The 23794-nt window shown below is 71.2% G+C and carries 21 protein-coding genes; 10 read left to right on the top strand and 11 right to left on the bottom strand.

All coding sequences use genetic code 11. The features are described from left to right. Positions 1-166 precede the first annotated feature (166 nt). Genes IE206_RS20515 through ureA form a run of 3 tightly spaced genes read right to left on the bottom strand, consistent with a single transcriptional unit; the run spans position 167 to position 3593 of the window. Complete coding sequence (locus IE206_RS20515; RefSeq protein WP_189964017.1) at positions 167-1204, bottom strand: agmatine deiminase family protein; 1038 nt, start codon at positions 1202-1204, stop codon at positions 167-169. Positions 1205-1215: 11 nt separating this feature from the next. Continuing rightward, entirely contained in the window at positions 1216-2898 is a 1683-nt protein-coding gene (locus IE206_RS20510) for an urease subunit alpha (protein ID WP_189964014.1), read from the bottom strand. Continuing rightward, positions 2898-3593 (bottom strand): urease subunit gamma, encoded by a 696-nt coding sequence (ureA, locus tag IE206_RS20505; RefSeq protein ID WP_189964012.1) that lies wholly within the window; start codon positions 3591-3593, stop codon positions 2898-2900. The genes IE206_RS20510 and ureA overlap by 1 nt, the downstream gene beginning before the upstream one ends. 127 nt (positions 3594-3720) lie before the next feature. On the opposite strand from ureA, the gene IE206_RS20500 reads away from it, so the two are divergent. Further along, a complete protein-coding gene (locus tag IE206_RS20500) occupies positions 3721-5157 on the top strand; it encodes a cytosine permease (RefSeq protein ID WP_189964009.1) in 1437 nt (478 codons plus the stop codon). 101 nt (positions 5158-5258) lie between these two features. Here IE206_RS20500 and IE206_RS20495 read toward each other — a convergent pair whose 3' ends face one another. Together IE206_RS20495 and IE206_RS20490 are read right to left on the bottom strand one after the other, a co-directional pair. Then, on the bottom strand, positions 5259-6359 hold the full coding sequence (locus IE206_RS20495; protein WP_189964007.1) for a branched-chain amino acid aminotransferase: 1101 nt from the start codon (positions 6357-6359) through the stop codon (positions 5259-5261). Between the two features lie 239 nt (positions 6360-6598). After that, positions 6599-7648 (bottom strand): 3-isopropylmalate dehydrogenase, encoded by a 1050-nt coding sequence (locus tag IE206_RS20490; RefSeq protein ID WP_189964005.1) that lies wholly within the window; start codon positions 7646-7648, stop codon positions 6599-6601. A 151-nt stretch (positions 7649-7799) separates the two neighbouring features. Between IE206_RS20490 and IE206_RS20485 the strand changes: the two genes are divergently transcribed. Further along, positions 7800-9374, top strand: coding sequence for a purple acid phosphatase family protein (locus tag IE206_RS20485; protein ID WP_189964003.1), 1575 nt, complete (start codon positions 7800-7802; stop codon positions 9372-9374). A gap of 12 nt (positions 9375-9386) precedes the next feature. Here IE206_RS20485 and IE206_RS43185 read toward each other — a convergent pair whose 3' ends face one another. Continuing rightward, on the bottom strand, positions 9387-9515 hold the full coding sequence (locus IE206_RS43185; protein WP_107090443.1) for a hypothetical protein: 129 nt from the start codon (positions 9513-9515) through the stop codon (positions 9387-9389). 161 nt (positions 9516-9676) lie between these two features. Next, the gene (locus IE206_RS20480) at positions 9677-10711 is read right to left on the bottom strand and encodes a LysR family transcriptional regulator (protein WP_189964001.1); all 1035 of its coding nucleotides are present in this window, start codon (positions 10709-10711) and stop codon (positions 9677-9679) included. A gap of 102 nt (positions 10712-10813) precedes the next feature. Here IE206_RS20480 and IE206_RS20475 point away from each other — a divergent pair, with 102 nt between their 5' ends. From IE206_RS20475 to IE206_RS20460, 4 genes are all read left to right on the top strand, one after another. Continuing rightward, positions 10814-11812 (top strand): MDR family NADP-dependent oxidoreductase, encoded by a 999-nt coding sequence (locus IE206_RS20475; protein WP_189963999.1) that lies wholly within the window; start codon positions 10814-10816, stop codon positions 11810-11812. A 103-nt stretch (positions 11813-11915) separates the two neighbouring features. Then, positions 11916-12263 carry a PadR family transcriptional regulator gene (locus IE206_RS20470; protein ID WP_189963997.1) on the top strand — a complete coding sequence of 116 codons (348 nt, stop codon included), beginning with the start codon at positions 11916-11918 and terminating at the stop codon, positions 12261-12263. Next, positions 12260-12991, top strand: a complete 732-nt coding sequence (locus IE206_RS20465; protein ID WP_189963995.1) for a hypothetical protein — start codon at positions 12260-12262, stop codon at positions 12989-12991. The genes IE206_RS20470 and IE206_RS20465 overlap by 4 nt, the downstream gene beginning before the upstream one ends. Before the next feature lie 217 nt (positions 12992-13208). After that, positions 13209-15251: a phosphocholine-specific phospholipase C gene (locus tag IE206_RS20460; protein ID WP_189963993.1), complete on the top strand. Its 2043-nt coding sequence runs from the start codon at positions 13209-13211 to the stop codon at positions 15249-15251. 71 nt (positions 15252-15322) lie between these two features. Here the strand turns inward: IE206_RS20460 and IE206_RS20455 are convergent, their stop codons facing one another. After that, on the bottom strand, positions 15323-15853 hold the full coding sequence (locus IE206_RS20455; RefSeq protein WP_189963991.1) for a GNAT family N-acetyltransferase: 531 nt from the start codon (positions 15851-15853) through the stop codon (positions 15323-15325). Positions 15854-15952: 99 nt separating this feature from the next. Between IE206_RS20455 and IE206_RS20450 the strand changes: the two genes are divergently transcribed. From IE206_RS20450 to IE206_RS20445, 3 genes are read left to right on the top strand one after another with little or no spacing between them, the layout of a single operon-like run. Next, positions 15953-16528: a CDP-alcohol phosphatidyltransferase family protein gene (locus IE206_RS20450; RefSeq protein WP_189963989.1), complete on the top strand. Its 576-nt coding sequence runs from the start codon at positions 15953-15955 to the stop codon at positions 16526-16528. Between the two features lie 52 nt (positions 16529-16580). After that, the gene (locus tag IE206_RS42500) at positions 16581-17423 is read left to right on the top strand and encodes a phosphatidate cytidylyltransferase (protein WP_226599822.1); all 843 of its coding nucleotides are present in this window, start codon (positions 16581-16583) and stop codon (positions 17421-17423) included. Further along, the gene (locus IE206_RS20445) at positions 17420-18613 is read left to right on the top strand and encodes a lysophospholipid acyltransferase family protein (RefSeq protein ID WP_226599824.1); all 1194 of its coding nucleotides are present in this window, start codon (positions 17420-17422) and stop codon (positions 18611-18613) included. The genes IE206_RS42500 and IE206_RS20445 overlap by 4 nt, the downstream gene beginning before the upstream one ends. 126 nt (positions 18614-18739) lie before the next feature. Here the strand turns inward: IE206_RS20445 and IE206_RS20440 are convergent, their stop codons facing one another. Then, complete coding sequence (locus tag IE206_RS20440; protein WP_189963985.1) at positions 18740-19942, bottom strand: FG-GAP-like repeat-containing protein; 1203 nt, start codon at positions 19940-19942, stop codon at positions 18740-18742. Between the two features lie 213 nt (positions 19943-20155). Here IE206_RS20440 and IE206_RS20435 point away from each other — a divergent pair, with 213 nt between their 5' ends. Further along, complete coding sequence (locus IE206_RS20435) at positions 20156-20860, top strand: nitroreductase family protein (protein WP_189963983.1); 705 nt, start codon at positions 20156-20158, stop codon at positions 20858-20860. Positions 20861-21027: 167 nt separating this feature from the next. Here the strand turns inward: IE206_RS20435 and pruA are convergent, their stop codons facing one another. Further along, positions 21028-22659, bottom strand: a complete 1632-nt coding sequence (gene pruA / locus IE206_RS20430) for an L-glutamate gamma-semialdehyde dehydrogenase (RefSeq protein ID WP_189963980.1) — start codon at positions 22657-22659, stop codon at positions 21028-21030. A gap of 62 nt (positions 22660-22721) precedes the next feature. Continuing rightward, positions 22722-23648, bottom strand: a complete 927-nt coding sequence (locus tag IE206_RS20425; protein WP_189963979.1) for a proline dehydrogenase family protein — start codon at positions 23646-23648, stop codon at positions 22722-22724. Between the last annotated feature and the right edge of the window lie 146 nt (positions 23649-23794).

Below are 23794 nucleotides of genomic sequence, written 5' to 3'. Positions count from 1 at the left end.
GCGGATCAGCTGGCCGCACCCAGCGGTGCCCGGGGGGGACGACTACCGGCACGTCAAGGGCGATCCCGCATGCCGGTCGCGGCGATGACGGGCGGGGCCGTGGCCGGTAGGCGGCGGGTGGCGCACGGCCTCGCCGGAAATCGCGGGCCCGCGGAGTCGACCGGGGTCACACCCTCGGCTGCTGCTGCGTGATGCAGTGGATGCCGCCGCCGCCCGCGAAGATCGTCCGGGCGTCGACGAGGGTCACCGTGCGCTCGGGGAAGAGCCGGCGGAAGATGCCGGCCGCGTTCTCGTCGCGCGGGTCGTCGAAGGCGCACAGGACCACGCCGCCGTTGCAGAGGTAGTGGTTGATGTACGAGTAGTCGACCCAGCCGTGGTCGTCCTTGAGGACGGTCGGCGCGGGGATCTCGACGACTTCGAGCGAGCGGCCGCGGGCGTCGGTCTGCGAGCGGAGCAGCGCCACGTTCTCCTTGCAGAGCTCGTGGTCGGGGTGGGCCGGGTCGGGCTGGGTGTGGGCGACCACGACGCCGGGCCGGGCGAACGCGGCGACGATGTCGACATGGCCGAGGGTGCCGTAGCCGTGCGGCGGGTAGTCGCCGGTGAGGCCGCGGCGCAGCCAGATGGCCTTGCGGGTGCCGAGCATGGCGTGGATCTCCGTCTCGACCTCCTCGCGGGTCCAGTCCGGGTTGCGCTCGGGGCCGAGCTGGACGGTCTCGGTGAGCAGCACCGTGCCCTCGCCGTCGACGTGGATCGCGCCGCCCTCGTTGACGAGGCGCGAGGTGTACGTACGCGCCCCGGCGAGGTCCGAGACATGGGCGCCGATCTTCGCGTCGTGCTCCCAGGTCGCCCAGTCCTGGGCACCCCAGCCGTTGAACGTCCAGTCCACGGCGGCCAGTTGTCCCTTGCCGTCGGTGAGGAAGGTGGGGCCGATGTCCCGCATCCAGGCGTCGTCGAGTTCGCGCTCGACGAGCTCGATGTCGGGGCCGAGCAGGGCGCGGGCGCTGTCGGCCTGGCCCGGGCCGACGACCATGGTGACCGGCTCGAAGCGGCGTACCGCGCGGGCGACCGAGGCCCAGGCGGCGCGGGACTCGGCGAGCTCGGCGTCGTTCGGGAACGTCACGTTGGGGCCCGGCCATGCCATCCAGGTCCGCTCGTGCGGGGTCCACTCGGCAGGCATGCGGAAGCCGTCGGCGGCAGCAGACATCAGGGTGGTCCTTACAGGAAGTAGAGGCGGTTGAGGGAGACGGAGTCGGCCGGTTCGGAGCGCAGCGGGTCGCCGTCGAGGGTGACGAGCCCGGTGCGGCCGTCCACGCCGACGGCTCCGGTACGGGAGTTGAGCAGCAGGTCGGCGGGGCCGATGCCGCGCGTGCCGCGCACCGCGACCCGGCGGCGTCGGGTGGGCAGCTGGTCGCCGCCCTGGTCGAGGGCGGCCTTCGCCACGAAGGCGACGGACAGCTCGGCCGCAGTGCCGCCGTGGGCGCCGAACAGCGGGCCGAGCACGAGCGGTTCGCAGGTGTCGGTGGCCGCGTTGGGATCGCCGGTGACGCCCCAGGCGGGGAAGCCGGACTTGAGGACCATCTGCGGCTTGGCGCCGAAGTAGGCCGGGCGCCACAGCACGATGTCGGCCATCTTGCCGGCCTCGATGGACCCGATCTCGTGCGAGAGGCCGTGCGCGATGGCCGGGTTGATGGTCAGCTTCGCCATGTAGCGCAGGACGCGCGCGTTGTCGTCACCGGGCCCGTCGCCCTCCAGGGGGCCGAGCTCGGCCTTCATCTTCCCGGCCATGGCGAAGGTGCGGCGTACGGTCTCGCCCGCGCGGCCCATGCCCTGCGCGTCGGAGGAGGTGATGCCGATCGCGCCCAGGTCGTGGAGCACGTCCTCGGCGCCCATCGTCCCGGCACGGATGCGGTCGCGGGCCATCGCCGCGTCGCCCGGCAGGTCGGTCTTGAGGTCGTGGACCGAGACGATCATGCCGTAGTGCTCGGCGACCGCGTCCCGCCCGAAGGGCAGGGTCGGATTGGTGGACGAGCCGATGACGTTCGGGACGCCCGCCATCTTCAGCACATTGGGTACGTGTCCGCCGCCGCAGCCCTCGATGTGGAAGGCGTGGATGGTGCGGCCTTCGAGCACCTTGAGGGTGTCCTCGACGGTGAGGCACTCGTTCAACCCGTCGCTGTGCAGGGCGACTTGGACGTCATGGTCCTCGGCGACGCGCAGCGCGGTGTCGAGCGCGCGGGTGTGCGCGCCCATGTCCTCGTGGACCTTGAACCCGCAGGCGCCGCCCTCGGCGAGCGCCTCCACCAGCGGGGCCCCGTTCGAGGACGATCCCCGCCCCAGGAAGCCGATGTTGACGGGCCAGGCGTCGAAGGCCGCGAAGGCGTTGCGCAGCGCCCAGGGCGAGTTGACGCCGACGCCCCAGACCGGGCCGAACTCCTGGCCGATGATCGTGGTGACACCGGAGGCGAGCGAGGCCTCCATGATGCGCGGCGACAGCAGATGGACGTGGGGGTCGACGGCTCCGGCGGTGGCGATGAGCCCCTCGCCGGAGACGATCGAGGTGCCGGTGCCGACGACCACATCGACGCCGTCGAGGGTGTTGGGATTTCCGGCCCGCCCGATGGAGCAGATCCGTCCCTCGCGGATGCCGATGGACACCTTGCGGATGCCCTGCACCGCGTCGATCACGACGACGTTGCTGATCACGACGTCGCAGGTCTCGCGGACAGCGGCGGCCTTCAGATGCAGCCCGTCGCGGGCGGTCTTGCCGAACCCCGCCAGGAACTCGTCGCCGGGAGCCTGCGCGTCGGATTCGACTCGGACGGTCAGGCCCGAGTCGCCGAGCCGGATCCGGTCGCCGGTGCGGGGGCCGTGCACGGAGGCGTACTCGTACGGGTCCATCACTTGTCTCCCTCGCGCGCGGCGGTTCCCAGGTAGCCGCAGGCAGAGGCCCTGCGCAGGGCCTCTGCCTTCGCGCCGGGTGCGTCGAGCGGTCCGTCGACCAGGCCCGCGAAACCGATCGCGACGCGGTCGCCACCGATCGGGACGAGGCCGACCTCCTCGCTCTCGCCGGGCCCGAACCGCACCGAGGACCCGGCGGGCACGCAGAGCCGCATGCCGTAGGCGGCCGCGCGGTCGAAGTCGAGCCGCGGGTTGGCCTCGAAGAAGTGGAAGTGCGAGGTGACGCTGATCGGCACCGAAGCGGTGTTGGTCACGGCGAGCCGGACCTCGGGAGCCGCCTCCGGGTAGCCGTCGCCGGGCAGCAGGGCGCCGGGGGCGGCCTCGCCGGCCGTGCCGCCGATGGGGTCGGACACCACGGCGAGCCGGGAGCCGTCGTCGAAGACGGCCTCGACGTGGACCTCGGTGACCACGTCGGACACGCCGGGCAGCACGTCGTCGGGCCCGAGCACCGCGCGGGCCGCCTCGATGGCCTCGGCGAGCCGCCGGCCGTCGCGGGCCGCCTCGCAGACGGTGTCCGCGATCAGGGCGGTCGCCTCGGGCACGTTCAAGCGGAGCCCGCGGGCCCTGCGGGCCCGGGCCAGTTCCGCGGCGCCGAACAGCAGCAGCCGGTCACGCTCCGTCGGGGTCAGTCGCACGCCACCACACCTCCTGTTTGAACGTCACTCTAACCAGAGATTTCATGGAGTGGAAGCATTGACGGCACTGCTTGGCATGAGTCACATTGAGCGCCACTCAAACCCCCCGAGAGTGAGAGGCGTCGGCATGCCCATAGAACAGCGCGGAGTCGATACGGTCCCGGAAGCGGAACGCACCAGTGGGCCGCGCGATCTCGTGTCGATCCTGCTCGGCTCGAACCTGTGCCTCGGGGTGATCGTCTTCGGCTGGCTGCCGGTCTCCTTCGGCCTCGGCTGGTGGGCCTCCGTCAGCGCGGTGATCGCCGGCACGGTGGTCGGCACCCTCCTGACGGCCCCGCTCGCGCTCGTCTCACTGCGTACGGCCACGAACCTCTCCACATCCTCCGGCGCCCAATTCGGCGTACGGGGACGGCTGGTGGGCTCAGTGGTGGGCCTGCTGCTCTCGCTCGGCTACACAGCGCTGACCGTGTGGATCGGCGGGGACGCGATGACGGGCGTCCTGCACCGCCTGCTCGGCCTGCCGACCGGCGGGATCTCGTACGGCATCGTGTACGCGCTGCTCGCCGCGGCCACCGTCATCGGCGCGGTGTACGGCTACCGGGTGCTGCTTCGCCTGTCGCGCATCCTGGCGGTGGGCATGACGGCGCTGCTGATCCTCGGAGTCGTCGCCTACGCACCCCACTTCACCACCTCGGCGCTGCCGGACGCGGGCGGCTATCTGCTGGGCTCGTTCTGGCCGACCTGGCTGCTCGCGCTCGTCGCGGCGGGGCTGAGCGGCCCGATCGCGTTCATCACGCTGCTCGGCGACTACACGCGCTACATCTCGCCGGCCCGGCACCGCCCGCGCCGCGTCCTGCACGCGACCTGGCTCGGCCTGACGGCGGGCCTCCTGGTGCCTCAGCTCTTCGGTACGTTCACGGCGTACGCGGCCCGTGCGGCCACCGACTACGCGGGCCCGCTGGTCGCCGCCTCCCCCGGCTGGTACCTGGTACCACTGCTGCTCGCGGCATCGGCCGGCTCGGTGGGCAACGCGGGTCTGATGCTCTACTCGATGGGCCTCGACCTGGACGCGATTCTGCCGCGCGCCTCGCGCACCCAGGCGACGTTCGCGGTGGCAGGCGTGGCCACGGTGTGCGTATTCGCCGGTCACTTCGCTTGGGACGCGCAGGCCGCGATGACCTCGTTCGTCCTGCTGCTCACGGCGATCGGCACACCCTGGGCGGTGATCACCCTGATCGGCTTCGTCCGCTGCCGGGGCGCATACGACGCGGACGCCCTCCAGGTCTTCAACCGCCGCTCGCGGGGCGGCATTTACTGGTACCGCGCCGGCTGGAACCTCCGCGCGGTGACCTCCTGGGCTCTGGGCGCGGCCACGGGCCTCCTCTCGGTCTCCCTCCCCAACTACCAGGGCCCCCTGCTGAGTTGGACGGGCGGAGTGGACTGCAGCTTCCTGCTGTCGGGGTTGGTGGGCGGCGTGACGTACGCGGCCTTGACAGCCCGCTCCCGGGCAACGGAAAGGGCCGCCGCGGACACGAGGTCCGAGACGGCCCTGGCCGAGAACTAGCCGAAGCCGTACCGCATGCCACCCCCCTGCCGCCAAGGGGCACGGGGAACTGCGCGACCGGCCCGAGCCGGCCCGCGGCCGAAGAACAACCAGCCCGTCACTCAGCCCAGCTGGTGCATCCAGCCATGGGGATCCGGGGCCTGCCCGGTCTGCAGCTCGAGCAGAGCCTTACGAAGCTTCATCGTGACCTCGCCGGGCTCACCGTCACCCTGCGTCCAGTTGGCCCGGGCGGACTTCACCGAGCCCACGGGGGTAATGACGGCCGCCGTGCCGCAGGCGAAGACCTCGGTGAGCGAGCCGTTCTCGTTGTCCCGCTTCCAGTCCTCCGTGGAGATCCGCCCCTCGACAGCCTCGTACCCCAGATCGCGGGCGATCTTCAGGAGGGAGTCCCGGGTGATGCCCGGAAGCAGCGACCCCGTCAGCTCAGGAGTGACGATCCGCTGCGTTCCATCTTTCTGGCCGTACACGAAGTACAGGTTCATGCCGCCCATTTCCTCGATCCAGCGGTGCTCGACCGCGTCGAGCCAGACGACCTGGTCGCAGCCGTGCTGGGCGGCCTCGGCCTGGGCGACCAGGGAGGCCGCGTAGTTGCCGCCGGTCTTGGCCGCGCCGGTGCCGCCCTTGACGGCACGGACGTACTCCTCGGACAGCCACACCGAGACGGGCTTCACGCCGCCCGGGAAGTAGGCGCCGGCCGGGGAGGCGATCACGATGAACAGGTACTCGTTGGCCGGCTTCACACCGAGGCCGACCTCGGTCGCGATCATGAAGGGGCGCAGGTAGAGGGAGGCCTCACCGGTGGCCGGGACCCACGCCTTGTCCTGCTGGATCAGCGCGTCGCAGGCCGCGATGAAGAGGTCGACGGGCACCTCGGGCATCGCGATGCGGCGGGCCGAGGCCTGGAAGCGCTCGGCGTTGGCCTCGGGCCGGAACGTGGCGACCGTGCCGTCGGGCTGGCGGTACGCCTTGAGGCCCTCGAAGATCGTCTGCGCGTAGTGCAGCGTCATGTTCGCCGGGTCCATGGACAGCGGGGCGTAGGGCACGAGCTGGGCGTCGTGCCAGCCGCGGCCCTCGGTCCAGCGGACCGTCACCATGTTGTCGGTGAAGTGGCGGCCGAAACCGGGGCTGGCCAGAATCGCCTCGCGCTCCGCGTCGGACAGCGGATGCGAGGTGGGCTTGAGCTCGATCGTGGGCGTCGTCATGAGTGCTGTGTCCTTCACCGGTGGATAGTGACGGACCGCGCTCACGCCGCTGCTGCTGCCTGGACGTCCGAGCTGCTCCGCATGTCGCGGCCCACGTCCGATTATCGCTCTTGGTGGGGCCTTGGACACAACGGTGTGATGTGCGGTCCGGGGTTGATGGTGTCACCCGGTGGCCGCATGCGAAAAGCCGCCGGGTGCGAAAGGCGACCCGGCGGCTGTTGCGTAGCTGTGCCGCGGGGTCAGCCGGCTACCCGTACGGCGAGCGCGTCGCCGATCTCGTCCGTGGTGCGGACCGAGTCGCCGCGGGCCGCGAGGTCTTCGGAGACGGCGGCCTCGATGCGGGCCGCCTCTGCGTCGTAACCGAGGTGGCGCAGCAGCAGGGCGACCGAGAGGATCGTGGCCGAGGGGTCGGCCTTGCCCTGGCCCGCGATGTCCGGGGCGGAGCCGTGCACCGGCTCGAACATCGACGGGAACGCGCCGCTCGGGTTGATGTTGCCCGAGGCCGCGACGCCGATGCCGCCCGAGACGGCCGCGGCGAGGTCGGTGATGATGTCGCCGAAGAGGTTGTCGGTGACGATCACGTCGAACCGCGCCGGGTCGGTGACGAGGAAGATCGTCGCCGCGTCCACGTGCAGGTAGTCGGTGGTGACGTCGGGGAACTCCTTGGCCACCTTGTTGAAGATGTTGGTCCACAGGTGCCCGGCGTAAGCCAGGACGTTGTTCTTGTGGACCAGGGTCAGCTTCTTGCGCGGGCGGGCCTGGGCGCGGGCGAAGGCGTCCCGGACCACTCGCTCGACACCGAAGGCGGTGTTGACCGAGACCTCGGTGGCGACCTCGTGCGGCGTGCCGGTACGGATCGAGCCGCCGTTGCCGGTGTACGGGCCCTCGGTGCCCTCGCGCACGACGATGAAGTCGATCTCGGGCTGGCCGGCGAGCGGGGTGGCGACGCCGGGGAGCAGCCTGCTGGGGCGGAGGTTGACGTAGTGGTCGAAGAGGAAGCGGAGCTTCAGCAGGAAGCCGCGCTCCAGGACGCCGGACGGGACCGAGGGGTCGCCGATCGCGCCGAGCAGGATCGCGTCGTGCTGCTTGAGGGCCTCGACGTCGGCGTCGGTGAGGGTCTCACCGGTGGCGTGGTAACGCCGGGCGCCGAAGTCGAACTCCCTGGTCTCCAGCTTCACATCCTGCGGAAGGACGGCACGGAGAACCTTCAGGCCCTGGGCCACGACCTCCTGGCCGATGCCGTCACCGGGAATCACTGCGAGATTGATGCTGCGAGAACTTGCCGACATGGGGGAACCCTACTCGCCGTCCCAGCCATTGACACCCGATGTCCAGAGTGTGGACTGATGGAGATCTTCCGCGAAAACGCGTGTCCGGGCGTATGCCCGGGGTTCATCTCCCGGTGAGAATCGCGTCGACTCGAAGGAGGACGTTTCTGCCATGGACATCCCGAGATTCGGCATCCCCGACCGGCTCGCCGCGCGCATGAGCATGGCCGAGCAGCACGAGTACCTGCGCAGCAAGCTGACCCGTCGTGGGGTGCTGCGCACCACGGTGGCGACCGCCGCGGTCGCCGGGGCCGGCGTCGCGACGGCCGGAGCGGCCTCGCCCGCGTACGCGGCTCCCACCGCACTCGCCTCCAACTCCCGCACCAGGGTTGACGGTTCACTGGCCGCGCCGTTCGGCCGCCACCTCGCGTACGGCGCCGACCCCAAGACGCAGATGCGGGTCTCCTGGCAGGTCCCGTTCGCGGTGAAGAAGCCGTACATCCGCATCGGTACGAGCCCGTGGTCGCTGAGCCGGAAGATCGACGCCGAGGTGCGCCACCTGACGACGCCGGCCCTGAACGGCGGGAAGATCGCCGCGGCCGAGCAGTTCTACGTGCACGCGGGCCTGGACCGGCTGCGGCCGGGCCAGACGTACTACTACGGGGTCGGTCACGACGGCTTCGACCCGGCGGACCGCCGCAACCTCGGCACGCTCGGCACCTTCACCACCGCTCCGGCGCACTGCGAGAACTTCACGTTCACGGCCTTCGGCGACCAGGGCGTCAGCTACCACGCACTGGGCAACGACCAGGTGATCCTGGGCCAGAACCCGGCCTTCCACCTGCACGCGGGCGACATCTGCTACGCCGACCCGTCGGGCTCGGGCCAGTCCTCTGACCAGTACGACGCGCGCACCTGGGACCAGTTCCTGGCGCAGACCGAGTCGGTCGCCAAGACGGTGCCGTGGATGGTGACGACCGGCAACCACGACATGGAGGCCTGGTACTCGCCGCAGGGCTACGGCGGCCAGAACGCCCGCTGGTCGCTGCCGGCCAACGGCCCGGACCCGGTGAACCAGCCCGGCGTCTACTCCTTCGTGCACGGCAACGTGGGCGTGGTGGCGCTGGACGCGAACGACGTCTCGTACGAGATCCCCGCCAACTTCGGGATCAGCGGCGGCAGGCAGACCCAGTGGCTGGACAAGCGGCTCGGTGAGCTGCGCGCCGACCACGCGGTCGACTTCATCGTGGTCTTCTTCCACCACTGCGCGTTCTCGACGACCAGCTCGCACGCCTCGGAGGGGGGCGTGCGGGACGCGTGGGTGCCGCTGTTCGAGAAGCACCAGGTGGACCTGGTGATCAACGGGCACAACCACGTGTACGAGCGCACGGACGCCATCAAGGGCAACAAGGTGGGCCGCAAGGTCGCGATCGGCGAGCGCACCGACCCGACCCGCGACGGCATCGTGTACGTCACGGCCGGTGCGGCGGGCCGCTCCCTGTACAGCTTCCCGGTGCCCGACTCGTACGAGGGCCATGTCGCGGACCGCGACAGCGTGGACACCTACCACTGGGCCAAGGGCGGCGCGAAGGTCACCGAGACCGTGGAGTGGTCCCGGGTCCGCTACACCAACTACTCGTTCCTCGCGGTGGAGGTCGAGACCGGCCGCCACCCGAGGATGAAGGTCAGCGCGCTCGCCGAGACGGGCGAGCGCATCGACCACTTCGAGATCCAGCGCGGGCGTTAGCCAGCAAGGGGCTCAGTGCCCCGTGGCGCCGCCGTTGTCCCTGCGGTCCAGCGCACGCTGGAGGGCGGCGGCGGCGTTCTTGCGGTCGGACTCGCTGCTGCGCGAAGAGTGACGGACGCGACGGGTGGGCTGCTTGACCATGGGGATTCGACTCCTCTGCTGGGAGGTCCGGGGCAGGCCCCGGCGGATGCAGTGAGGTGCCGGAAGGGGCGGGGAGCGCGGCCGCAGGGGTTGCCTGCCAAGGGGCACTGCGCTCACGACCGCCATTCGCTGGATCAGCGAGACGTTCGGCTTCTACAAAGCTAAGCCTTGCGCTGGAGTCTGTCTCCACAATTACTCGGACTTCCTACTATCTGAGACGGGCCCCTCTCTACGAGGTCCGGCCGGACGGGTGCGCGAGCTTCGTACGCACCGCGTCCTCCGGGCGAGCACCTTGGGGCCGTTGGGACGGCTGCGGGGCGCAGGGCCCGCAGTTCTCTGATCAGGCCCCGTACGGCGACCGATCCGGCGAGTTCGGGGGTGGTCACATAGCCGACAGAACGCGTCGGGCGCTCCGGACCGAGATCAGTGATCTCGATGGTGGGCGGTGCTCCGACCAGCGACAGCTCCGGCATGATCGCCATTCCGAAACCACTGCTCACCATCGAGAGCACTGCTCCGTCGTCCTCGGCGCGGACCGTAGCGGCCGGGATCCACTTCTGCTCGGACCACCAACGCCGGGTGTACGACGTGCAGTTCTCGGTCCAGTCGACCAGCGGAAGCGAGCGCGGCGCGGCATGCCCGGCCGGGTGCACCAGCGCATACCCCTCCTCCAGGAGTACGTCGCCGACGAGCCCGGGCGGGATCGGCGAGGTGGTGCCGATCGTCGCGATGCCGAGGTCCGCGCGCCCCGCCGCCACCTCCCCGGCCGTCCCCGCCCCCACCTCCCGCACCAGGCTGACCTCCGGCACGATCCCGGGATGCCGGGCCGTGAGCCGTTCCAGCGCGGCGGGCAGCAGCTGGAGTGCGGCGCTGCGGAACGCGGCGATCCGCAGCGGCCCCGCCACGGTGTCGTCGGCCGGGTCGGGCGCGGCCCCGCGCGCCTCGGCCGCCAAGGTGTCGAGAAGCCGCAGCACCCGGCGGGCGTGGGCGGCAGCCCGGCTCCCGGCGGGCGTCGGGGTCGCACCCCGCCTGCCCCGCTCGAAGAGAACGGCACCTATCTTGGCCTCGCTGGAGCGCACCGAGTGCGAGACGGCGGACTGGCTCATGCCGAGCTTCTCGGCAGCGGCGGAGAAGCCGCGCTCGCGCTCCACGGCCACCAGGACGCGTAGTTCGTGCGGGGCGAGGTCGCTGGGCATCGGGGCTCCCACCTGTACGTATGAGGAGAGTTGATGGATCACTCGGTTCCATCGACGCAACCCCCTGCCGGGCCCGCGCATTCCTTTCTAACGTCCTGGGCCATGACGACTTCGATCACCGTTCAGCAGACCGCCCGCCCCGACGGGCTCCCCACCCCGGCCGACTTCGAGCTGGTCCGGGCCGACGCCCCCGACCCCGCCCCCGGCACCGCGCTCGTCGAGAACCTCTACCTGTCCGTGGATCCGTACCACCGCGAGGTGATGGACGAGGGCCCGCTGCACACCCCGCTGGAGGGCCGCGCGCTCGGCCGGGTGCTCGCCTCGCGCGATCCCGGCCTCGCGGAGGGCGACCTCGTCTTCCACCGGCAGGGCTGGCGCACCCACGCCCTGGTCACCCTGGGCGTCGACGGGGTGCGCAGGATCAAGGCGTACGACGGTGTCCCGCTCTCCGCCCACCTCGGAATCCTCGGCGGCACCGGGCTCACCGCGTATGTGGCGCTCACCCGGACCCTGCGCCTCAAGCCCGGTGAGGACCTGTTCGTCACGGCGGCCGCCGGAGGCGTCGGCACGGCGGCCGGACGCATCGCGCGGCTGCTCGGCGCGGGCCGGATCACCGGCAGCGCGGGGTCGGCGGAGAAGGTCGACTACCTGACGGGGACGGTCGGTTACGACGCCGCCTTCGACTACCACGACGGCCCGGTCGGCGAACTGCTCGCCAAGGCCGCCCCCGCCGGGGTGGACGCGGTCGTCGAGAACGTGGGCGGCACCCACCTGGAGGGCGCGATCGCGGGCCTGCGCGAGGGCGGCCGGATCGCCTGGGTGGGCGCGGTGGCCCAGTACAACTCCCTCGCCGAGCCGCCCGCCGCGCCCCGCAACCTCTACGACGTGGTCAGCAAGAGCCTCCGCCTGGAGGGTGTCCTGGTCCGCAACTACCGTGATGTACAAGGCGAGTTGGAGGATTTCCTCGTCCCGCACCTGCGGTCCGGCCGGGTGGCGTCGGACGAGACGGTGGTGGACGGGTTCGAGGGGATCCTGGACGGGTTCATCGGGATGCTGGGCGGTTCCAACACGGGGAAGCTCCTCATCCACGTAACCGACTGAACACGCACCCCCTGGGCGCGACATGCCCCAAGCACGGCACCCCCCTGCACACGACATCGCGATCTAGATTGCATTCCTACCTAGGTGGTGGTGGAATACACGCATGGCCGCAGACCGCAGATCCAGCTGGCTCAAGGGAGTCCTCGACCTCCTCGTCCTGTCCTGTCTCACCGGGGGTGAGAGCTACGGGTACGAGATCTCCAAGGCGCTCACCGCCGCCGGGCTCGGCGAGATCAAGGGCGGGACGCTCTATCCCGTGCTCAACCGCCTGGAGGAAGCCGGCCTCGCCGTCGGCGAGTTCCGGGCCGCCGAGCGCGGGCCGGGCCGTCGCTACTACCGGCTGACCGACGAAGGCCGCCGGGCGCTCGCCGAACAGGGCGCTTCCTGGCGGGAGTTCCACTCGGCCGTCACCACCATGCTCACCAGCACCGCTCCAGGGGGACCAGCGTGAACACCGAATACTTCGCCGAGCTCGGCCGGCTGCTCGCGGCACGCGGCATGCCGGAGCAGGAGGTGTCGGCGACCGTCGCCGACCTGACCGGCTACCTCGCGGAGTCCGGATCGGCCGACGCCCGCGAGGAGTTCGGCGCACCGGACGTCTTCGCGGACCGGCTCACCCAGGGGCGTACCGCCGAGCCGCCCGAGGCCGGGGCCGAGACCTGGAAGTGGACCGCCGACATCTACACCGACCGGCTGCTCCTCAACCAGTACGGGGCCGAGGGCTGGGAGGTCGAGGGGATCGACTTCGTCGGCCGCTTCGTGTGCCGCCGGCCGGACGCCGCGATGCGCTGGGAGTACCGCCGCGAGACCGCGCAGGGCGCGAAGGGCCGCGAGGCGCTGCTCGCCGAGCTCGAACCGGACGGCTGGGAGCCGTGCGGCCGCTGGCTGCACATGACGTACTTCAAGCGCCCGGCCGCCGCCACCGCGGGCCCGGCCGCCGAACTGACCGCGACCCCGGCGCCGCCGGCGCGGCATGTGTTCTTCAGCGCCAAGTTCTGGGGGCTGATGGCGGTGTTCGGCGTCTCGATGACGCTGCTGGTGCTCGGCAACGGCTTCGGCCTGTTCGACCTCAACCGGCCCGCCGTCTACTTCGGCATGCTGGTCGCGGCCCCCGTGGGCGTGCTGCTCGGGTGGTTCGGGGTGAAGCGGGACATCGCCAGGGGCGTCGAGAGCCGTTGACGGTGGGGCCGGTGGGGGTGCGGCCCGCCCCGGCCGACGGGGGGGAAAGGCACCTCCGCCATCGGCCCTGCGATGCCTCACCGGACCTTAAGAAACCCCGCCGTTGACCGAGTGTTCATAAATCCCTCCCTGTAGAGGTCTAGCTTCAGACCATTGGCTGACGCCACTCTTGCGCTCGATGTGCCGCTGGGGCACATGCGACCGAAGAGGCGGGCGGATGACACCGATCAGTCGTAGAGGATTCGTGGCACTCGGCGCGGGCGTGGCGGCCGGTGCCGTGCTGCCCTCGGGGGTGGCCGAGGCCGTCGGTACGGCGGTCACGAGCACGGCGGCCGCCTCGGCGACCGGCACCATCCAGGACGTGAAGCACGTGGTGATCCTGATGCAGGAGAACCGCAGCTTCGACCACTACTTCGGCCGCCTCAAGGGCGTCCGGGGCTTCGGCGACAGGAGCGGCATCCTGCTCTCGGGCGGGCAGCCCGTCTTCAACCAGCCGAGCGGCCTCGGCCGCCAGTACCCGTGGAAGCTCAGCTCGACCCCGGCCTCGGGCGGCGCCGACGGCGAGACCCTCGCCCAGTGCAACGGCGACCTGCCGCACAGCTGGACCTCGCAGCACGCCGCGTGGAACAAGGGCCGGATGGACAGCTGGGTCTCGGGCGTCGGCAACGTGCGTTCGCTCGGCTACCTCGACCGGGACGACATCCCGTTCCACTACGCGCTGGCCGACAACTACACGATCTGTGACGCGTACTTCAGCGCGACGCTCAGCGCCACCGGGCCGAACCGCACCTTCCTGTGGAGCGGCAAGGTCGACGGCTCCAGCTACGACGGCGGCGACGAGTCGGGCCTGACCTGGGAGACGTACGCCGAGGCCCTCCAGCGCGCCGGGGTCAGCTGGAAGGTGTACCAGAACGCCAACGACAACTACGGCGACAACGGGCTCGCGTACTTCTCCAAGTTCACCTCCGCGCCCGCCGGCGACCCGCTGCACGACCGCGGCATGGGCTCGGTGCCGGCGGCCACCGGCTCCACCCCCGACGACATCGCCGCCGCGATCAAGGCGGACGCGCTCGCCGGGACGCTCCCCCAGGTGTCCTGGGTGGTCGCCAACCAGGCCTTCTCCGAGCACCCGTACGCCCCGCCCGGCGACGGAGCGCACTTCGTCGACCTGGTCTACCGCGCGCTCGCCGCGGCCCCCGACGTCTTCGACTCGACCGTCCTGTTCCTCAACTACGACGAGAACGACGGCTTCTTCGACCACGTGCCCCCGCCGTCGCCGCCCGCCGGCACCGCGGGCGAATTCCTCAACGGTGTCCCGTACGGCCTCGGCTTCCGGGTACCCATGCTCGTCATGTCCCCCTGGACCCGCGGGGGTTGGGTCTCCTCCGAGGTCTTCGACCACACGTCGGTGCTGCGCTTCATGGAGAAGTGGACAGCCGCCCTCGGCACCCCGGCCGCCTGTCCGAACATCAGCGCCTGGCGCCGCAAGGTCACCGGTGACCTGACGGGCGTCTTCGACTTCTCCGCGCCGGTGTACGGCATGCCGTCCGGGCTCCCGGCCACCAAGGTGATCGGCATCAGCACGTGCGCCCCGCTGCCCAACCCCGCGCCGCAGAACAACGCGCTCCCCACGCAGGAGTCCGGCACCCGCCCGGCCCGCGCGCTGCCGTACCAGCCGAACGGCAACCTCGACCGGTTCGAGTTCAAGGCCGCCGGGCAGATCGTGGCCTGGTTCTCCATGGCCAACCAGGGCTCCCCCGCCACCAGCGCCGCGCACTTCTCCCTGCACCCGGGCGCCTACCGCGACACCACGCCGTGGCAGTACACGGTCGACCCGGGTGGCACGGCCACCGACTTCTTCCAGATCGGTACGGGCGCGGGCGCGGGCAAGTACGACTTCACCATGGTCGGCCCGAACCGCTTCCAGCGCCGGTTCGTCGGCGACGCGACGAAGGCGGGCAAGTCCATCGAGGTGGCGTCGCGCTACGCGGTGGAGACCGGCACGGGCAAGATGGCGGTGTGGTTCAAGATGACCAACTCCTCTGCCGCGGCGGTGAAGTTCACGATCACCTCGAACCAGTACCGGACCGGCACATGGACGTACAACGTCCCGGCGGGCGGCTCGACGGAGGACTTCTTCAACGCGGTGGCGTACCAGAACGGCTGGTACGACTTCACGATCACGGCCGACTCGGACGCGACGTGGTCGCGCCGGTACACGGGGCACATCGAGACGGGGGCGCCTTCGGTCAGCGGGTGACGTTCGCGGTGCGGGCTCGGTGAGCTGCGCGACCGGACACCACCGACCCGCACCCATCCCCCCTCGAAGCGCTAGAGCACGTCCCCGTCCCGCCAGTCGAAGGTCAACGGGTGGGCAGCACAGGGGACTTGACCCCACACATACGTGCTGCCCTCCTCGTCCGGAAGCCGCACCACCCCCTCCGGCGCGAGCACCTCGATCGGCCCCTGCCACGCCTGCCAGCCCCGCGCCCGGTACAGCGGGGCGCCCGCATCGCTCGCCGACAGCGCCCCGAAGGCGTACGCGCGCTGGATCACCTGCTCCAGGTCGGCCATGACAAGACCGCCGAGCCCCCGCCTCCGCAGATCGGCGCGGACGGCGACGGCTTCCACGTAGCCGATCCGATACGAGCGCCCCGCATGCAGCACCCGCCGCATGACGACGCTTCCGTGGGCGGCGAGTTCGCCGTCGTGGTGGACGAGGGCGTGCAGGCCGCCGAGCCCGTGGTCCCAGTCCTCGTCGTTGAAGTCCCCGTCGAAGGCGGCGTCGAGGAGGGCGCGGGTCCCGGCCAGTTCGGCGGGGCTCAACTCACAGGTGTGCACCGTGCGTCGCATCACATCCATGCGCACCATTCTCCCAGGCCCCACCCGCCCACGAACTCAGGCTACTTATGAGTACGTGCGCTCATGTGGCCCCGGTCACGCGGCAGCAGAGTGGAGGTCATGAACGGCCTCTACGCACTCAAGCCCTGGTACGCGGACCGCCTCTCGGGCATCCGCGGGGCGCTCGCCCGCCGCGGGGTGTCGCCCGACACGCTGACCGCGGCGGGCGTGGTGTCCGCCGCCGGGGCGGCCACGGCGCTCGCCCTGCTGCCCGCCCCGCTCGCCGCCCTGCCGGTCGCGGTCCTGCTCGCGGCGCGGCTCGCCTTCGCGAACCTGGACGGGGCGCTGGCCCGCGACACGGGCCGTACGACGAGGCGCGGCGCGCTCCTGAACGAACTGGGCGACCGCGCGGCCGACCTGATCGCGCTCGCGGGCTTCCTGCCGCTGGCCCCGCTGTGGCTGGTGGCCACCGCCGCGCTCGCCGCGACGCTGCCGTCGTGGATCTCGCTGGCGGGCGCGGCGGCCGGTGCCCCGCGCCGCAACGGCGGCCCGGTGGGCAAGACCGAGCGCTGCCTGCTGGTGGCCGTGGCGGCGGCTTCGGGATGGGTGTCCCCGGTGCTGATGGTGATCGCGATCGGCTCCGTACTGACGGCAGCGGTCCGATGCGGCCGGCTGTGGCGGGAGCTGGCGGCATGAACACGTACCGGACGCGGCCTCAACCGGCCACTGTGGAGCCGGAGTTGACGACATGAGCACCTACGGTCGTACGGCCCTGGTGACCGCCGGGGTGCTCGGCGTGAGCGGGCTCGCGGTGGCGGCGCTTCCGGCCCGGATGCGGATGCGGGCCGAGCTGCGCGAGCGGTGGCGGACCTGGGCGCTGGCGGCGCCGGTCTATCTCGGGACGCTGTTCCTGGGCGGCGGCGGGGCGTTCGCGCTTGCGGCGGCGCTGGGCGTGGTCGCGGTGACGGAGTACGTACGGATGGCGGGCCTGGGCCGGGCGGAGCACGCGGTGCTGGGCGCGGCGGCGGTGGCACTCCCGGCCCTTGCGTGGATGTCCCCGTCCCTCCCGGACCTGCGCACGGCGGGCCTCCTGCTCCTGGCGGCGGCCCTCCCCTCCCTGCTCGGCGGCAACGCGGAAGCCGGCTTCACCGCCGCCGCCCGCACGGTCTTCGGACTGCTGTGGATCGCGGTCCCGCTGACCGGCCTGGTGACGCTCGGGGACACGGCGGTCGCGGTGGGTCTGGCGGTGGCGCTCGGCGACGTGGGCGCGTGGTGCGGCGGTACGTTCCTGGGCCGCCGGGGGGCGCTGTCCCGCCCGCTCTCACCGCTCTCCCCGAACAAGACATGGGCGGGAGTGCTGGGCGCGGTGACAGCAACTGCCGTGGCGTTGACGGCAGTTGGGGCCTGGACACCGCTCCTCTGGACCGGAGTCGCCCTCGGCTGCGTCCTGGGCGATCTGCTCGAATCCATGGTGAAGCGGGAGGCCGGGGTGAAGGACGCGGGGAGCTGGCTGCCCGGGTTCGGCGGCCTGCTCGACCGCATCGACTCCCTTCTGCTCGCTCTGCTGCTCGCGACGGTGGTGACCCGATGACGACGACCCTGATACCGGCGACCGGGACCCGGCCGCGTGTGGCCGCGCTGCTGAGGCGCGCTCTGTGGTGGTGCGCGCTGACGCTGTCCGGCGGAGTGGAACGCCGGGGGCATCTGCCGCGCGGCGGCTGCGTGGTGGTCGCCAACCACTCCTCGCACGCCGACACCGCGGCGCTGCTCGCCGCTCTGGACGCACGGCACACCCCCGCGATCGGGGCGGCCGCCGACTACTGGTTCGCCTCGCCGTGGCGGCGCCGGATCTGCAGTCGGCTCGCGGGCGGCTTCCCGGTGCGGCGCTCCGGCGGCGGCATGGACGACCTGCTCGCCATGGCGGACGGGCTGCGGGCGGGCCGCGCGGTGGTCCTGTTCCCGGAGGGCACCCGGGGCCGGGACGGCGAGGTCGGCTCGTTCCACCGGGGCGCGCTGGTCCTCGCGGAGCACGCGGGAGTGCCGGTGGTGCCGGTCGGCATCGCGGGCACAGACCGGCTGCTCCCCAAGCACGGCCGGTTCCGGCACGCGCTGATCCGGGTGCGCATCGGTACGCCGCTGCCGCCGTCGGCCACGCCGCAGGAGGCGCGGGAGGCGGTGGCGGCGCTGCACGCCCGCACCAACGCGGAGGCCCTGCGCGACTCGCCGCTGCGCCGCAGGGTGGCCGGACTTGCAGCCTCGCGGCTGGGGGTGGCGCTTGCCTTCGCCTGGGCGTTCGCGGAGGCCCTGAGCTGGCCGCTGATGCCGGAACTGCTCCTGGCCGTGCTGTGTGCGGCGGCCCCGCGCAGGGCGGTGGTCCTGTCCCTCACGGCGCTGGCGGGCAGCCTGGCAGGCAGCGTACTGGCCCTCCAACTGGCTTTGTCCGGCGTGCACTTGCCCGCCCCGCTGACGACGGACCGGATGCGCGCGGAGGTCCGCCACGAGCTCTCGACGGAGGGCGCCCCGGCGGTCCGCCACCAGCCGTGGAACGGCATCCCGTTCAAGGTGTACGCGGCGGAGGCGGGCCGGGCCGACGTCCCCACGGGCCCGTGGCTGGCCGCGGCCGCCCTGTCCCGCGGCTCCCGCACCCTGACGGTGGGCGTCGCCTTCGGCGGAGCGGCGTTGCTGCTACGGCGGTGGCGGCGCTGGTACGGGGTGTATGTGGGGGCGCTGGGTGTGGGGTTCGCGGTGGGGCTTGGGGTGATTGTGGGGTCGTGGGCGTGAGCGCCCATGCTTCCGGGGGTGCCGTCGCGTCCGGCGGCAACCGGCCGGGGACCGGCCCGGTCGCGGATGCGCCGATTCCGGTCCCCGGCCCTGCTCGAACAGCCGCCGGCGGGCCGCCCCGTCGGCTCAGAACAGCCTGTCGCCGTCCTCCACGTAGTTGACGGTCTCGCCCTCGCCGAGCCGGCCGCCCTGGAGGCCGCGGTAGACGCGGACGACGGTGCCGACGGCGAGCAGGTCGGGGTGGCCGTCCTGGTCGTAGTCGCCGATGCCGATCAGGGTGTCGTAGGCGGCCCAGCCACCCGTGCCGATCATGACACGGTCGCCGAATCCGCCCCTGCCGTTGCCCGGGTAGAGCCACAGCTTGCCGTTGTTCTCGCTGACGACGAGGTCGTTCCTGCCGTCGCCGTTCAGGTCGCCGGGCCCGGCGAAGGACTTCATGGCGTTCCAGCCGCCGCCGAGCAGCAGACGGTCGCCGAACGAGCCCTTGCCGTTGCCGGGGTACATGTAGAGGTTCCCGGCGGTGTCCCGGGCCAGCAGGTCACCCTTGCCGTCGCCGTTGAGGTCGCCCGTGGCCTGGATCCGGCTCATGCCGTTCCAGCCGCCGCCGAGCAGCAGACGGTCGCCGAACGAGCCCTTGCCGTTGCCGGGGTACATGTAGAGGTTCCCGGCGGTGTCCCTGACCAGCAGGTCCTCGTCGAGGTCGCCGTTGAGGTCGCCGTGCCGGGTCAGCGCCGTCATGGAGTTCCAGCCGGCGCCGAGCAGGGTCCCGGTGGAGCCGCCGCCCAGGAACCACAACCGGCCCTCGTAGCTGCGGTGGAGCAGGTCCGGCGCGCCGTCGCGGTTGAGGTCGCCGAACGGCTGGGCCGGGCCCGAGCCGGGCCCGTGCGGGGTCGACCAGTCGAGGCTCTCGGTGCCGCCCTGGCACTCCCGCGAGGTGTGCGCCCAGCGGGCGGAGCCGAGGTTGTTGTCCAGGTGGCTGTTGGCGTCCTGGAAGTCGGACAGATTGATGCCGTAGCTTCCAGCCCCGCCCGCCACGATGTCGTGCACGGAGTCGAGGTACTGGTAGTTGGTCCGGCTGTACAGGCAGAGCCATGTGTAGGCGGTGCGGTTGATGACCGAGGACGCCTTGTAGCGCCAGGCGCCGAGGTCGGGCTGCGGAGTCGAGTACGACGCCATCGCGCCCTGGCCGTCGGCGCCGTCGAAGACGCAGAACTTGCCCTGAGGGCAGCGGTCGAAGCCGGTCGCAGCCTGGGCCGGAACGACAGAGGTCGCGACAAGCCCCAGGGCGGCGGCAGCCGTCACCAGGGCAGCGCGAAGCTTGGTGCGCATGGAAGGTTCCCCCCAAAGGAACAACTCATCCGCACATGCGTGCGGAGAGAGAGCTGCATAGTAATGACTTCCCCAACACCGCACTGCGCCGGTGGCGGTCAGGCTCCCCGACGCGGCCCTGCGGGCCGAGGCGGCGGCCACCCCTGAACGATTCAAGTCACTTACGTCCCACGCCACTTGGACCAGACCACGCCCCGCCGCCAGACTCCCCCCATGCCCACACCTACCGAGCACCACTGGACCCCGATCCACGGCGAGCCGTACCGCCCCGTCCCCTACCGGCCGGACCGGATGGCCAGCACCGAGACCCTCGCGCGGGCCGCCGAATTGCGTGAGCGCATGGACGAGCGCCGCACCGTGCGCCGGTTCTCGCCCGACCCCATTCCCGAGCAGGCCGTCCGCGACGCGGTCGCCTGCGCCGCGACCGCACCCTCCGGCGCGCACCAGCAGCCGTGGACGTTCGTCCTGGTCAAGGACGCGGACGTACGGCGCAGGATCCGCGAGGCCGCCGAGGAGGAGGAGCGGATCTCCTACGACGGGCGGCTCGGCGAGGAGTGGCTCGCGGCGCTGCGGCCGATCGGCACGGACGCGGTGAAGACCCACCTCACCGACGCCCCGGCCCTGCTCGTCGTCTTCCAGCAGCGCTACTGGCTGGCCGAGGACGGCACCAAGCACAAGCACTACTACGTCGACGAGTCGGTCGGCATCGCGGTGGGCATGCTGCTCTCCGCCCTCCACCTGTCCGGACTCGCCGCCCTCGTCCACACGCCGAGCCCGATGCGTTTCCTGTCCGAGGTCCTGGAACGGCCCGCGAACGAGAAGGCGTTCGCCGTCATCCCGGTCGGCTATCCCGCCGACGACTGCGAAGTACCCGATCTGGTCCGCAAGTCGCTCGACCAAGTGCTGGTGGAGGTCTGAGGGCCGGGCTCAACTCCTGGCAATTCACAGGGAACCTCTGCCCCGCCGCGCGCCTCCTGGCCCGCTGACCGCGCGCACCCACCCGTAGAACACCGGCGGAATGGAAACCGCCCCCGTCCTCGGTTGGGGGACCAAGGACGGGGGCGGGGTTCGGTGCGACTACGACGTCAGCCCATGTGGGGGTACGTGTAGTCGGTCGGCGGGACCAGCGTCTCCTTGATGGCGCGGGTCAGCGTCCAGCGCATCAGGTTCTGCGGGGCGCCCGCCTTGTCGTTGGTGCCGGAGGCGCGGCCGCCGCCGAAGGGCTGCTGGCCGACGACGGCGCCGGTCGACTTGTCGTTGATGTAGAAGTTGCCCGCCGCGTAGCGGAGCTTCTCCATCGTGTGGGCGGCCGCGGCGCGGTCGTTGGAGATGACGGCGCCGGTCAGGGCGTAGTCGGAGGCCGACTCCATCTGCTCCAGCATCTCGTCGTACTTGGCGTCGTCGTAGACGTGGATCGCCAGGATCGGGCCGAAGTACTCGGTCGTGAAGACCTCGTTCGCCGGGTCGGTGCACTCGATGACGGTCGGGCGGACGAAGTAGCCCACCGAGTCGTCGTAGGTGCCGCCCGCGACGATCGTGCAGGAGGCATCGGCCTTCGCGCGGTCGATCGCGGCCTTGTTCTTGGCGAACGAGCGCTCGTCGATGACGGCGCCGATGAAGTTCGACAGGTCGGTGACGTCACCCATGGAGATGCCGTCGACCTCGGCCGCGAACTCCTCCTTGAAGCCGTCGTTCCAGATCGAGGCCGGGATGTACGCACGCGAGGACGCGGAGCACTTCTGGCCCTGGAACTCGAAGGAGCCGCGGGTCAGCGCGGTCTTCAGGACGGCGCGGTCGGCGCTGGGGTGCGCGACGACGAAGTCCTTGCCGCCCGTCTCGCCGACCAGGCGCGGGTAGGTGCGGTACTTCTCGATGTTCGTGCCGACGGTCTTCCACAGGTGCTGGAAGGTCTTGGTCGAACCCGTGAAGTGGATGCCCGCCAGGTCGCGGTGGTTCAGGGCGACCTCGGAGACGGCCAGGCCGTCACCGGTGACGAGGTTGATGACGCCCTTGGGCAGGCCCGCCTCCTCCAGGAGCTCCATGAGCAGCACGGCGGCGTGGGTCTGCGTCGGCGACGGCTTCCACACGACGACGTTGCCCATCAGGGCCGGGGCGGTCGGCAGGTTGCCCGCGATGGCCGTGAAGTTGAACGGCGTGATCGCGTAGACGAAGCCCTCCAGCGGGCGGTGGTCCATGCGGTTCCACACGCCCGGGGAGTTCGCCGGGGGCTGCTCGGCGAGCAGGTTGCGGGCGTAGTGGACGTTGAAGCGCCAGAAGTCGACGAGCTCGCACGGGGTGTCGATCTCGGCCTGCTGGGCGGTCTTCGACTGGCCGAGCATCGTGGAGGCGGCCAGCGTCTCGCGCCAGGGGCCGGCGAGCAGCTCGGCGGCGCGCAGGATGATCGCGGCGCGGTCGTCGAACGACATCGCGCGCCAGGCCGGAGCTGCGGCGAGCGCGGCGTCGACCGCGTCCTGGGCGTCCTGCTCGGTGGCGTTGGCGTAGGTGCCGATGACGGCGCGGTGGTTGTGCGGCTGCACGACGTCGAAGCGCTCGCCGCCGCCCATCCGCTTCTCACCGTTGATGGTCATCGGCAGGTCGACGGGGTTCTCCGCCAGTTCCTTGAGCTTGGCTTCCAGACGGGCGCGCTCCGGGGAACCAGGGGCGTAGCCGTGCACCGGCTCGTTGACCGGGGCGGGGACCTGGGTCACAGCGTCCATGATTCCTTGACTCCTTTGTGAGGGGTGTTCGGTTGAACGGAGGCTCGGGGCCTGTCCGAAATCTAGTTCTTGGTGATCATCGAGCGGACGAAGAACAGCAGGTTGGCCGGCTTCTCCGCGAGGCGCCGCATGAAGTAGCCGTACCAGTCGGTGCCGTACGCCGTGTAGACGCGCATCCGGTGGCCCTCGGCGGCGAGCCGCAGGTGCTCCTCGCTGCGGATCCCGTACAGCATCTGGAACTCGTACTCGTCCAGCTTGCGCCCTGCGCGCCGGGCGAGCTCCTGGCCGATGGCTATCAGGCGCGGGTCGTGGGACCCGATCATCGGGTAGCCCTCGCCCTCCATCAGGATCTTCAGGATGCGGACGTACGCCTTGTCGATCTCGCTCTTGTCCTGGTAGGCGACCTCGGCGGGCTCCTTGTAGGCGCCCTTCACGATACGCACACGGCTGCCGTTCGCGGCGAGGCGGCGGGCGTCGGCCTCGGTGCGGAAGAGGTAGGCCTGGATGACGCAGCCGGTCTGCGGGAAGTCCTTCCGCAACTCCTCGTGGATGGCGAACATCGAGTCGAGGGTGGTGTGGTCCTCGGCGTCCAGGGTGACCGTGGTGCCGATCGCGGCGGCGGCCTCGACGACCGGGCGGACGTTGGCGAGGGCCAGCTCGTGGCCGCCCTCCAGCGCCTGGCCGAACATCGACAGCTTCACCGACATCTCGGCCTTGGTGCCGTGGCCGAGGTCCCCCAGCCGCTCGATGAGTTCGAGGTAGGCGTCGCGGGCGTGAGCGGCCTGCTCGGGGGTGGTGATGTCCTCGCCGACCACGTCGAGGGTGAGCTCCAGGCCCTTGCCGACCGCCTCCTCGACGATCGGGACGACCTGGTCGACGGTCTCGCCGGGGATGAAACGGTTCACCACGGGCTTGGTCACCGGGGCGGCCGAAACAAGCTTGCGCATCTTGTCGCTGCGCGACGCGGCGAGGATCACGGGACCCAGCACGGGGCACCTCCACGGAAAGAACTAGACGAGGGCCGTGACCAGGACCTTGGGGACGATGGACGTCTTTGGGGCGAACCGGGGACGGCACGGAGAACCACCGTGAAACCTAAGGATCTCCCCGATCCTCTGCCATCGACAGCTGTCAC

It is taken from the genome of Streptomyces violascens (assembly GCF_014649955.1).
Classification (GTDB): Bacteria; Actinomycetota; Actinomycetes; order Streptomycetales; family Streptomycetaceae; genus Streptomyces; species Streptomyces violascens.
Note: the sequence above shows the minus strand (reverse complement) of the source record. Positions and strands in the feature narration are given on the sequence as shown.